Annotated in this window: 10 protein-coding genes; 5 read left to right on the forward strand and 5 right to left on the reverse strand. The window is 33.5% G+C overall.

Annotated features, from left to right (window positions below; translation table 11 throughout):
- The 3 genes from RBR53_02395 (at position 1) to RBR53_02405 (ending at position 3,570) form a co-directional block, all read left to right on the forward strand.
- Positions 1-1,362 (forward strand): sigma-54 dependent transcriptional regulator, encoded by a 1,362-nt coding sequence (locus RBR53_02395; protein MDY0131495.1) that lies wholly within the window; start codon positions 1-3, stop codon positions 1,360-1,362.
- A gap of 131 nt (positions 1,363-1,493) precedes the next feature.
- Positions 1,494-2,366, forward strand: coding sequence for a hypothetical protein (locus RBR53_02400; protein ID MDY0131496.1), 873 nt, complete (start codon positions 1,494-1,496; stop codon positions 2,364-2,366).
- A gap of 16 nt (positions 2,367-2,382) precedes the next feature.
- A complete protein-coding gene (locus RBR53_02405) occupies positions 2,383-3,570 on the forward strand; it encodes a TraB/GumN family protein (GenBank protein MDY0131497.1) in 1,188 nt (395 codons plus the stop codon).
- Between the two features lie 69 nt (positions 3,571-3,639).
- On the opposite strand, the gene RBR53_02410 is transcribed toward RBR53_02405, so the two are convergent.
- The 4 genes from RBR53_02410 to RBR53_02425 all read right to left on the reverse strand — a co-directional run bounded on the left by RBR53_02410 (position 3,640) and on the right by RBR53_02425 (position 8,578).
- Positions 3,640-5,016, reverse strand: coding sequence for an outer membrane protein transport protein (locus RBR53_02410; protein MDY0131498.1), 1,377 nt, complete (start codon positions 5,014-5,016; stop codon positions 3,640-3,642).
- 12 nt (positions 5,017-5,028) lie between these two features.
- Positions 5,029-7,584 (reverse strand): hypothetical protein, encoded by a 2,556-nt coding sequence (locus tag RBR53_02415; GenBank protein ID MDY0131499.1) that lies wholly within the window; start codon positions 7,582-7,584, stop codon positions 5,029-5,031.
- 351 nt (positions 7,585-7,935) lie between these two features.
- Positions 7,936-8,181, reverse strand: a complete 246-nt coding sequence (locus tag RBR53_02420) for a hypothetical protein (GenBank protein ID MDY0131500.1) — start codon at positions 8,179-8,181, stop codon at positions 7,936-7,938.
- The gene (locus RBR53_02425; GenBank protein MDY0131501.1) at positions 8,156-8,578 is read right to left on the reverse strand and encodes a CoA-binding protein; all 423 of its coding nucleotides are present in this window, start codon (positions 8,576-8,578) and stop codon (positions 8,156-8,158) included. The genes RBR53_02420 and RBR53_02425 overlap by 26 nt, the downstream gene beginning before the upstream one ends.
- 109 nt (positions 8,579-8,687) lie before the next feature.
- On the opposite strand from RBR53_02425, the gene polA reads away from it, so the two are divergent.
- Positions 8,688-11,345 carry a DNA polymerase I gene (gene polA / locus RBR53_02430; GenBank protein MDY0131502.1) on the forward strand — a complete coding sequence of 886 codons (2,658 nt, stop codon included), beginning with the start codon at positions 8,688-8,690 and terminating at the stop codon, positions 11,343-11,345.
- A gap of 120 nt (positions 11,346-11,465) precedes the next feature.
- On the opposite strand, the gene RBR53_02435 is transcribed toward polA, so the two are convergent.
- Positions 11,466-11,645, reverse strand: a complete 180-nt coding sequence (locus tag RBR53_02435; GenBank protein ID MDY0131503.1) for a hypothetical protein — start codon at positions 11,643-11,645, stop codon at positions 11,466-11,468.
- Positions 11,646-11,826: 181 nt separating this feature from the next.
- Here RBR53_02435 and RBR53_02440 point away from each other — a divergent pair, with 181 nt between their 5' ends.
- Positions 11,827-13,017 carry a response regulator gene (locus RBR53_02440; GenBank protein MDY0131504.1) on the forward strand — a complete coding sequence of 397 codons (1,191 nt, stop codon included), beginning with the start codon at positions 11,827-11,829 and terminating at the stop codon, positions 13,015-13,017.
- Positions 13,018-13,036 lie beyond the last annotated feature (19 nt).

Here is a 13,036-nt window from a genome sequence, read left to right on the forward strand (position 1 = left end):
ATGAATAAACCTTCAATTTTAATAGTTGATGATGATAATTCCCATAGAACCATGCTTTTAACCCTTACAAAAGGCTGGGGATATGAAACCCAAAGTGCTGAAGACGGTGATCTTGCTGTTGAAAAAGTAAAAAAATCAGCTTTTGATCTTATTTTAATGGATATTAAAATGATTAAAATGTCAGGAATTGAAGCCCTTGAAGAAATTCAAAAAATTAACCCTTCAATTCCTGTTCTTATAATGACAGCCTATGCTTCAATAGATACAGCAGTAAGTGCCATGAAAAAAGGAGCTTATGATTATCTCACCAAACCCCTTGATTTTGACAAATTAAAAATAACAATGACAAGGGCAATGGAACACCTGGATCTTAAAAGGGAAAACACAGCTCTTAAGGAAAATCTTGGTGAAATTTTCAATAGAAATAAAATTATTGGACAAAGCCCTGCAATCAAAGAAGTTCTTCAGACAATTAAAAATTCAGCTCCAACCGAAGCAACAATTCTTATCACAGGAGAATCAGGAACAGGAAAAGAACTGGCAGCTGGTGCAATCCACTATAACAGCCATAGAAAAAACGGGCCGTTTATAAGGGTAAATTGCGGAGCAATAACAGAAACCCTTATTGAATCAGAGCTTTTCGGCCATGAAAAAGGTGCTTTTACAGGTGCTTTAAGACTAAAAGAAGGAAAATTTGTTCAGGCTCAAAATGGCAGTATTTTTTTAGATGAAATTGGAACCATGCCAATGAATATGCAAACAAAGCTATTAAGGGTTCTTGAAGAAAAAAAGGTTGTAAGAGTGGGAGGAGAAAAAGAAATTTCACTTGATATAAGGGTGATTGCAGCCACCAATGAAAATCTTTCATCAAGGGTTGAAGAAAAAAAATTCAGAGAAGACCTTTTTTACAGACTCAATGTTGTAAATATAAATCTTCCCCCTTTACGCCAAAGAGAAGGGGATATTCCTTTGCTTGCAAATTATTTTCTTAAAACATCTGCCAAAAAAAACTGGAAAGAAATTTCAGGATTTTCACCTGAAGCCATGGCAAAACTCAATAGATATTATTGGCCGGGCAATATAAGAGAACTTGCCAATTCCATTGAAAGAGCAGTGATTCTTTCCAAATCAGATTATATTGAAAAAGAAGATATAATTACAGGAGAAGAATATTTTAAAGAAAGGGAAACCCCTGATTTTTCAGATGAATTTAAAATTGAACCTTTAAAGGAAATTGAAAAAAAAGCAATTATCCAAACCCTAAAATCCCTTGATAACAATAAAAGTGCAGCCGCAAGAGAGCTTGGAATAACAAGAAAAACCCTTCATAAAAAAATCAAGGATTATAAGATAGACAATTGAATAATTTTAACCTAAACTGAATGTTTAATATTTTTAATTTAACAAACAAAAAATATTTACAAGCTCCCGGGCTTAATCTAGGAAACAATGAAGAATTACAAAAACTAACCTTTAGAAATACCGGAAAAAAAATGAAAAAAAACATTTTAAAATTATTTTTTCTAATTTACATTTTATCCTTATTGTTTTCATGTTCATCAAAAAGCTCAACCCCTGTAACCGAGTTTGTATCTCAAGCAGATCAACATCTTATAAGGGGAAACGAACTTTTAAAACAGGGAAACTATGATAATGCAGGAACCAATTTTCTTAAATCCTATACAAAATATTCCCTTTCAGATGATCTTGAAGGCTGCGGAGCAAGTCTTGTTGGCCTTGGAATCACCCTTTTTAATCAGCAAAGGGAAGAAGAAGCTTATCTTGTTTTAAACAAAGCTGAAAATTATTTTAGTTTTTCAAAAAATCCCCAGGATATTTTATCCTTTTATATTACAAAAGCACTTTTATTCATTGAAAAACAAAAATTTGACCAGGCTTTTGAATTATTAAAAAATTCAGAATCAAAAGGCTCAACAGATAAAAGACTTGCCCCTTCCCTGGCCTTTCTTGAAATTAAAAGAAACAATTTTGAAAAGGCAAAAAATTATTTAAACAAAAAAGAAGACACTTCATTTTATTATTATGTTTCAGGAATTTATGAGCTTGAAACCAAAAATTATGAAACTGCCTTGATAAATCTTGAAAAAGCACTTTTAAAAGACAAAACCCAGGGAAATATAAGCGAAACAGCATCAGATCTTGAAGCTCTTTCAAGGGTTTATCTTGAAACAAAAGATTATAAAAAATCAGAAAATTATCTTTTAAGGGCAATAAAAGTTTATATTCTTATAAATAAAATTGACAAGGCAAATAAATTGATAGAAAAATTCAAGGAAATTCCCCGTGATAAAAATCATGATATGAATCTTGAAAACTTTTTTATTGAACTTTGGATAAATAAATAAACAATTGGATTTATTAATGGAATCACCTACTGAGAATCAACCTGAAATTAAAAACATCACCAGTCTTGAAAAAAACGGCAAAAAATTTACAATAATAGGCACTGCCCATGTTTCCAAACAAAGTGCCAAACTTGTTGAAGATACAATTAAAGAAATAAAACCAGATGCTGTTTGTGTTGAGCTCTGCCAATCAAGATTTGACTCAATCCAGAAAGAACAAAAATTTGAAGATACTGATATAATCCAGGTTATTAAGGAAAAAAAAGTTTACCTTCTTCTTTCCACCCTTATTCTTTCATCTTTCCAGAAAAAAATTGCAGATAAAATGGAAATCAAACCAGGTCAGGAAATGATCTCTGCAATTACAGCTGCCAAAGAATCAGGAGCTGAAATTGTACTTGCTGACAGGGATCTTCAGATAACATTAAAGCGTGGATGGAAAAGCATGGGATTTTTTGAAAAAATCAAAATCATTTCCCAGCTTATTTTTGCAGCAGGATCAGATGAGGAAATTTCAGAAGAAGAAATTGAAAGACTTAAAAATACAGATGTACTAGAAACCCTTCTTGATGAAATAGGAAAAAGCCATCCAAGGCTTAAAAATGCCCTTATAACTGAAAGAGATAAATATCTCAGCAATAAAATTAAAAATTCTAAAGGGAAAAATATAGTTGCAGTTGTAGGAGCAGGCCATGTTCCTGGAATAAAAAAATACTGGGATGAAGAAATTGAAATTGAGCCCCTTGAAGAAATTCCCCCTCCTGGAAAACTTTTAAAATTTTTCAAATGGGGAATTCCTGGTATTATTATCTGTCTTATTTGTGCTGGTTTTTTTCTGGGAGGCAAATCAACAGGTTCTGAAATGATCTTGGTATGGATAGGACTCAATGCCCTGATGGCAGGAATTGGAGCTCTACTTGCCTTTGCCCACCCTCTTACCATAGCTACAGCAGCTCTTGCTGCTCCTTTTACCTCTCTTAACCCCATGGTTGCTGCAGGCTGGGTTTCAGGGCTTGCCGAAGCTTTTTTAAGAAAACCAAAAGTAAAAGATATTTCAGATCTTTCAACTGATATAACTTCTTTAAAAGGTTTTTGGAAAAACAATCTTACAAGGATCCTTCTTGTTGTTGTTTTTACAAATATTGGAAGTTCAATAGGAACCTTTGCAGCCTTTCCTTTTCTTTTAAAAATCATGGGTCAATAATTTTTAAACCATATAAAAAAGCCCGGCTTAAAAACCGGGCTTTTAGATTTAATTGTTAAATTAATATGTTTAGAATTCGTAGGTGGCAGTCAAACTATAACCAAAAATTTTAGCTTCTGCATCTGCTGTTACACGGGCATTATCACCATAAGTATGGTTCAGGTTTTTACTTTCTCCCCCAAGAATTATATCCTTTTCAGTGGAAATATATACAAATGTTCCGTCCAATGTCCAGCTGCCAAGGTTTACTCCAAGACCAACAGAATATGTTTTTTTATCTGCATCAGGCCAGACAATATCAAAAGTATCGTCAGGAACCGGGGTAGGATCATAAAAGAACCCGCATCTTAAAGTAAACATATCTGTTAAAAGATATTCAAGACCAACTCTTACCTGCCTTGTACTTACCCAATCCCTTGGGTGTACTTGTTCATCTGTCTCCAAAAGTCCTTGGATATACTTATCTTTAATTTTTACAGTCTGCTGTTTAACATCAGACCAGTTTGTCCACACAATATCAGCTTCAAAACTTACTCTTTTATGAGGCTCATATCTGATTCCAGCCTGAACCTGAGCTGGGTGATTCACATCCTCAAGTCTAATCTTGGACTTAAAATTGTTGTTTGTATGAGCATCGTGAAGACCTTCTTTACTACACAAAGTATCATTAATAAGCTTTTTCTCATTATCAGAAAGGTTTTTCAATTCAAGATCACCAGAAAAATCAGCGTCTGCCTTACTTCTATATGTAAGACCAAGGGTAATTTTTTCAACAGGCTTATACATCACACCAAAGTTAAATGAATAGTTTAGATCATCTGTAAGATCACCATGGGAAGAACCTGTAATTCCTTTTTGATAAAGATCATATAAATTCTGATAAGTGCCTGACTCTGAGCGACCTAAAACCACTCCAAATCCAAGAGAAAGCTTTTCATTTACCTTATATGCAACTGCAGGAGTAACTGCAACTCTTTGGTACCAGGACTCATAAGAGTTGAATGCAGTTGGGTTTGCCGATGTATTTGTACGATCCCATTTAAGATGAAGCCCATAGGGAGCATAGGCTGAGATTCCAAAAGCCCACTTTGAGTTAATGGGCATTGCAAAACCAAGATGGGGAACCAAAAGGTTGTCTGATTCATCTCTTACATTTACTCCGGGTCCGCCCATAATGACTTCATTGTTTTTTTGAACTGTATAATTCCTGGCTTTAAGATTAGGAGCCATAATTGCAGTTCCAAAGGCTACAGTCATTGATTCAATCTGGGTAAGTCCTGCAGGGTTATAGTGACCCGCAAAAGGATCTGATGCATTGGCCGTATATGCTCCACCCAATGCCATTGCCCTTGAACCAATACCAAAGGTGTCAACCAAATTGGCATGAACATTGGCAGCGGAAAAGAAAACCATTGTTATAATTAAAGAGAAAATTAACTTTCTCATAGATCTACCTCCTTATTTATTTTCTATACTTAAGTAATCTGCTGTCCAGGTTCCAACTGCAGTATAAGCGTCTGTAATATAGCTATCATCCATAAATTCTTTTGCTTCAGGATAATTTTCTGTACCTGGAGAAAGCAGAAATCCATGGGGTATCCAATTATCTTTTTTGTCTGCTTTCCCTCCAAAAACGTATGCTTTATTATTCTCAAAATCTGCAGGAGTTGAAAATTCTGTCAGCTCAACTTTTGCTTCAGCACCGGCAACATTTGCAAAAATCTCATTGGAAACATTTGATACAACAGTATCTTTGTATGCAAACTGGAAGATGGTATCTTCTACATTTGTGGTAAGATCTTTAGCTAGATAAGCAGGGTCACAAGGATCCATTATAAGCTGAAGAACTCCAAGGGTTGTAAAATATTCAATGGTATTTTTTTCAATTCCAAGGCTTTTAACAAGTCCTGCTAAAGAAGCATTTTTTGCTGTATCAAGGATGGCTGCAAAGTTTGCTCCACCCGCATTTAAAACCACCTTATCAAGATAATTTGGGTTATATTTAGCCATTACAGAACCGGTAATTGAACCCATAGACTGGCCAGCAAAGTAAATATTGGCTGGAGCATCGGGTGTTCCATCACCATCAATATCAAACTTACCAGATTTAATACCCTGAACAAAAACACTCATATCATAAAAAGACTGATAAAGGTTTATCCTGTTCATAGGAAGATTACTTGTAAGAAATCCACCACCCTCAGGATCAACTCTATCGCCGTGATGGGGAAGATCCATTGCCATTACAGGATAGCCAAGTCCGGCCAGAGCTGCTCCATCATTTTTTTCTCTTCCAAGTCCATGTTGAAAAACAACTACAGAATCAGTGAATTTATCACCATAAAAAATCTTATATTGTACTCTTTCATCTACTGGAATTAGCCCCTTATAAAGATTTGACAAACTTGAGACGTTCCATGATTTAAAAAAATCACCCTCAACCCCTATAGTAGAGGGAATAGTAGTGCCGTTTCCATGAACTTTCAACGGAATTGTAGGTAACATAGACCCATATTCGCTAGTTAAGCTGGAATATTCAAGACCTTCAATTGTCATAGAATCAGGATCAGCGCCACCTGTTACTGTTACAAGAATTGTTGCAAAATCAGTGACAGAAAGGGTTTTTTCAGCAGTGGTAAAAGTAGAAAGCATTAGAATTTCATCTTCAGGAATACTGCTGATATGTCCACCTGAAATGACTTCATAATTTGCAAGTCCGAAAAAAAGCCTCTCATATTTATCTTTTAATGGCTGTAATGCTGCAAAAACATCTGGAAGCCCTTCTTCAAATGATGGCTTAATCATTTCAAACACTGGATTAGTACCAAGCTCAACACCCTCAAGGCCTTTAACTTTGATTCCTTTTTGTAAAACAACTGCGTATTGTGTTCCTCCATCAAATGGCTTTGTTGGATATATTTTAATAAATTCATTATCCTGAGCAACTGTAAAATCTGTTACCGGAGTAAACGAGGAAAGATTAAAAATTTTAACAGCAGGCTGAATATCTTCAGGTACAAGCTCTGCTCCGGATGTCAAAGGTATAGAAATTGGGGTATTAGGACTTAACCCTTCATTTTCAAGTTTATTAATTGCTGTATAAAGAACTTTTTTATCTGCGGGGGTATCATCGCTTATGGGCAAAACCACTTTACCACCACTTGAAGCCCATGCAAGATCATTTGGAAAAGGAAGTGCAGTTGGCGGTGAAAAATTAACACCATACCTGGAAAACTTTTTACTTTCAGCTGCTTTTGCTACCTTTTCAAGTTCCTCTGGTTTAACTTTATCATCAATGGCTTCAATAGCCGCAAATGCCATAGACTGAATAGCCATAGCCTTTGCATCATCAATAAGCCCTCTTTCCTTGAGCTTTCCTAAAAAAGCAGTAACAGCAGCTTTTATCTCTATATCATATTTAATATTTTTATCTAATAATTCGCCGGCAAGAAGTGTCATTGCGCTGAATTGATCAAAATTTGCTGTCCCTGCAGAAGCAAGTGCTGATTGAAGTATTTCTATTACAAATTTTACCTGTAAAAGACTCCCGTCTACATATCTTGTAATAGTTCCATTTGGTTCTTTCTTCTCAATAACTTCATAAGGATCAGAATTCCACCTAGGACCAAAAGTCGCCTTTAAACCTGGATTAATTGCAACAAGGGTTGTCAATGCTGTTATATTACCTGAATCCCTTGGTGCAAGCATTGGAAGTGCTGCGGCTCCGGTATTGGAAAGAGCTCCGCCTACACTACATATCAAACCTTCTTTTCCTTTAGGAATATTTAAAGTGTAAGATCCGTCATCTTTAGTTTTTACAGATGGTTCCCCTTGATTCAACTTCCTATCTCCGTTGATATCAAGAAAAACTGTTGCTCCCTTAACCGGACCTTGAATAACTTTTCCGCTTTCTACACCTGCAGTGCTGTGGTCATGGTCACTACAACCTGTCATCAGCATTAAACTGATAAGAACGGCCAATAAACCATTAAAAATGGTCCAATTTTTTTTCATCTTTTCCTCCTTAATAAGTCAATAAACCAATTACGTTTGGACATAATAACATTGTTTATTCTAAAAATATAGATTTTAGTCAATGAAAAAGAGTAAGTCTTTTAATAAGCTTTTCCCTACAAACACAGGGGAAAGCTCAATCTACCGGAGTTTATTGTAAAATTTTTGATTCAGAGATGAAAATTAATTTTATCTTCTTTGGACTGATAATAAAAAATCGGCCTGAAACTCCCGTTTTAAAAGCTTCAAGCCTAAAAAAAAGAGGATAGAAATGAAAAAATACAATTTGAATTGTTAAATAAAAACAAGATGGGTGTTTATCTGTGTAAAATAAGATAATTTTTATTAAACTTATTGATTACCCAAATCGTTTTTTTCCCCGCATTCAGGACATCCCCAGGTTATTCCATTGCAGGTGAGTGCCCAGAGATTTTCATTCATGCAGTTTTCACACAAATTAAATTCACATTTTCTGCATTTCCATGAAAAAGAGGTGGAACCTGTGCAAACACTACAGGGTAAATTCCTTACAACCCTTCTTTTACTTTTTCTAATATGTTTTTTTGTAATATTAACTGAATAATCTTTTATGTTCAATTTTAGTACACCTGTCCATTATTACATTAATTCCATTTTCAATTAAAACTTTTGCGGCTTCCTGATTTTCAACTCCAAGCTGCATCCAAAAAACCTTTGGCTTAAGCCTTAAAGCTTCTTCAAGATGTCCCAAAACCTTGTCTGAGTTTCTAAATACATCTAAAATATCAATTTTTTCATCAAGGGAGTCAAGGTTTTCATAAACTTTGAGCCCATGAATTTCTCCGCCCCCTGGTCTTACAGGAAAAATTTCATATCCATTTTCAATTAAAAATTTGGAAACCTGAAAAGAATCCCTTTCTTTTTTAGGACTTATCCCAAGAACTGCAATTTTTTTAGAGTTTTTTAAAATTTCTTTTATTTCATTATTATCTGTTATAATTTTTCCTTTTATCATTTTATCTCCTTATTGCAGGGTTTTTAATACAATGATAAGGTGAATTTCACCTTTAATATTGTTCTAGTACCCATAAAAATTAAATACTTAATTTCAGGATTCAACCAAAATGACAAAAAAAACAATTTATCTTGTCGATGGAACCGCATACATTTACAGAAACTATCATGCCATTAGAAATCTTTCCACCAAAGAAGGTTTTCCCACCAATGCAATTTTTGGATTTACAAGAACCTTGATAAACCTTTTAAAAGAAAAAACTCCCCAATATATTGGTGTCTGCTTTGATGCCAGGGGAAAAACATTTAGAAATGAAATTTATGATGATTATAAGGCAAATAGGCCAGAAATGCCCAAAGAGCTGGCTTTACAAATAGATGGGGTTAAAAAAACAGTTTCAGCACTTTCAATCCCCTGGTTTGAAAAACAAGGATTTGAAGCAGATGACCTTCTTGGGACCATGGCAAAAAAAGCCGAGGCTCAAGGATTTAAAGCTGTGATAGTAACAGGAGATAAAGACTTGTCCCAGCTTATAAATGAAAATATCTCAATTTATGACCCAATGAAAAAAATTGAAATCACCTTTGATTCATTTAAAGAAACCAATGGGTTTTCACCTGATTTTCTTACCCAGGCAATGGGACTTTCAGGAGATGCTTCAGACAATATTCCAGGGGTTAAGGGAGTGGGAATAAAAACAGCTGCAAAACTTATAAAAGAATATAAAACCCTTGAAAAAATTTATGAAAACATCAATAAAATCAAAGGCAAAAAACTGGTTGAAAACCTTGAAATAAATAAGGAAAATGCGTTTTTAAGCAGAAAGCTTGTAGAAATTAATTGTGAAGTGCCCTTTGATTTTGATCTTGATGAACTTATAAAAAAAGAGCCAAAAAAAGAAGAACTTGCCAATTTATTTAAAGAATATGAATTTAAAAACCTTCAAAGGGAATTTCTTGAACATACAAATCAATCTGAAAATTCATATAAGTGCCTAAATGAAATAAACCAAATAAAAGAAGTTGTAAAAAAAATACAAAACACAAAGTTTTTTGCCTTTGATACTGAAACAACAAGTCCAAATCCTGTAGAAGCAGAACTGGCAGGCATTTCACTGGCTTTTTCCAATGAAGATATTTATTATATCCCAATTAAACATGAAAATACAAAAACTGTTTCTCTAAAAGAAGTTCAGGATACTTTAAAAGAAATTTTTATAGATGAATCAATTCTTAAAATTGCCCAAAATCTAAAATATGATCTTATTGTGTTAAAAACCCATGGAATTGAAATTAAGGGAAAAACCTTTGATACAATGCTTGCAGCCTATCTACTTTCTCCTGGCAGCAGATCCCATAACCTAAATGATCTTGCCCTTGAATATCTCAACCATAAAATGATTGATTTTAAAGATATAGTTAATAAAGGACAAACCTTTGATAAGGCAGACTTTGACAAAGCTTTTGTTTATGCTTGCGAAGATTCTGAGATCACTTTAAAACTTTATAAAATCCTTAAAACCAGGCTTGAAGAAAAAAATTTATTTGAGCTTTTAGAAAAAATAGAAATGCCCCTTGTTCCTGTGCTTGCAGAAATGGAAATTAAAGGGATTTTTATTGATAAAGACAAGCTTGTTGAAATGTCAACTGCCTTTGAAAAAGAGCTTATCCAGATAGAAAAAGATACTTTTGAAACCGCAGGTGAAGAATTTAATATGAATTCATCAAAACAGCTTGGTGAAATTCTTTTTGAAAAATTAAATCTTCCACCCAAGAAAAAAACCAAGAAAAAAACAGGATATTCAACAGATATGTCTGTTTTGGAAGATCTTTCACAAATTCATCCCCTGCCCGAACTTATTTTAAGGCATAGAGAGCTTTCAAAATTAAAATCAACTTATACAGACGCCCTTGTATCACTTATAAATAAAAAAACAGGAAGAATTCACACCTCCTTTAATCAAACAATTACAGCCACAGGAAGGCTGAGCAGTTCAAATCCCAATTTGCAAAATATTCCCATAAGAACTGAAAAAGGAAGAAAAATAAGAGAAGCTTTTATTCCTAAAAAAGGCTGGATTTTACTTGCTGCAGACTACTCCCAGATTGAACTTAGGCTTTTGGCACATTTTTCAAAGGATCCTCTTTTAATTGAAGCTTTTAAAAATGACCAGGATATTCATTCAAAAACAGCAGAAGAGGTTTTTCAAACTCTTCCAGGAATGATTAATGATGATTTAAGAAGGCAGGCAAAGGCAATAAATTTTGGAATAATTTATGGAATGGGAGCTTTTAAGCTGGCTGGAGAACTTGGGATTTCAAGAAAAATGGCCCAAACTTATATAGATAATTATTTTTCAAGATATAAAAAAGTATATGAATTTATTGAATCTGCAAAAGAGCAGGTAAGAAAAACCGGACATTCCACAACAATTTTGGGAAGAACAAGAATAATTGAAGAAATAAACAGTACAAATAAAAATAAAATCATGATGGCAGAAAGAATTGCAGTAAACACCAAAATCCAGGGTTCTGCAGCTGATATTTTAAAACTTTCAATGATAAAAACCGCTGAACTTTTAAAAGAAAACAAAATGGAAACCAATCTTTTACTCACTGTTCATGATGAACTTGTATTTGAACTTCCCCCCCATGAAAAAAAAGAAGCTGAAGAAATTTTAAAAGCTTCAATGGAAAAAATAATCAAGCTTGATGTCCCACTTAAAATAAATATTGCTTCGGGTAAAAACTGGTCTGAGGCTCATTAAAAAAACTGATTGTTTTAAGCTTATGGCGGATATAAAAATCCGCCTTTAAACAATCTGATAATTATCAAACTTCCAATTTAAAACAGCTCAATTTAATTAAAAAACCTTTATAAAAAGATTTTATTCTTTTTTTTCCTCTATTGTTTCTTCAGGCTTGATATTGTGAACAGTATTGAAAATCCCACGGTACACCTTTTCAAAGTTTTCATGAAAAGCAGCAGGAGAAACCCTGCCAACTTCAATATATTTTACTATAACTTCCTTGGCAGCCCTTAAAATCTGCTCATTAATTTTTGTCATTTTTCTTTACCCTTTAATTGATTTTGTCTAACTTAAAACCCTAATTACAATTAAATAATTGGACATAATTAAGCTAATACTTTAATCTTATATTTTTTTAGATTAAATGCTGTTCTTTCAGTTATTCTTAACATAAAAATCAAATCAAATCCTTAAATTTTAAAGAAGAGATTTTTTTAATATGAATATAATTATTGCTGAGAATAATCCTGATTCCTCAAAACTTGTTCAAAATTTACTTTCAAAAGAAAACTATGTTTTCCATCTTGCCAAAAACGGAAAAGAGGCTATTGAGCTTTTAAAAACAACAAAAAGCAGAATAATAATATACAATTGGAAAATGCCCGGAATAGACGGAGTGAACTTTTGCAAAAAAATAAGAACAGATTTTTCCACACCCTATATATATATAATTTTTCTCACTTCAACTCCAGATATTGAAAAAATGGTGTCAGCTTTTGATGCCGGAGCAGACGATTATCTTGAAAAACCCTTAAATCCAAAAGAGATGGTTGCAAGAATAAAAGCCGGAATAAGAACAATAAAACTCCAGGACAAATTTGAAAAAGCAAATATCCAGCTTGTAAATTCAGAAAAAATGGCTGCTGTGGGTCAACTTTCAGCAGGAATTGCACATGAAATAAACAATCCCACCAGTTTTGTAAAAAGCAATCTTGAAACTCTTCGGGGCTATATGGATGATTTTATTGATGCCGGAAAAAAACTAAACACTGTTTTTGAACTTAACCTCCAGGGAAAACTACCGAATAAACAAGAAATGGACGAAATCAGTAACTACCTGGAAAAAATAGATATAAATTTTCTTCTTAAAGATGTTGGTGATCTTTTAAAAGACTGTATTGAAGGAATAAACAGGGTCAGCAAAATTGTAACTGATATGAAAAATTTTGCCCATCCAGGAAATGCTATGGCAAAGCCTTCGGATATAAACAAAGGAATTGAATCAACCCTGAATGTAATCTGGCCTGAAATTAAATATAAGGCAAAAATTATAAAAGAATACGGAGAAATTCCTAAAATCAATTGTTTGCCTCAAAAGCTCAATGAAGTTTTTATGAATATTATTCTCAATGCCTCCCACTCAATTGAAGAAAAAGGAATTATATCAATAAAAACATATTTGAAAAACAACTCAATAATAATTGAAATAGCAGATAATGGCAAAGGAATACCAAAGGAAGATTTGCCAAAAATATTTGACCCTTTTTTTACAACAAAACCCGTTGGAAAAGGAACAGGGCTTGGCTTAAACATTGCTTATAATATAATAAAAATGCACAAAGGAACCATAGAGGCCAAAAGTGAAGTTGGAAAAGGTACTCTTTTTATTATTGCATTGCCTGTAAATTAAATTTTAATTGGAAAAGACT

It is taken from the genome of Desulforegulaceae bacterium (assembly GCA_034006035.1).
Classification (GTDB): domain Bacteria; phylum Desulfobacterota; class Desulfobacteria; order Desulfobacterales; family JACKCP01; genus JACKCP01.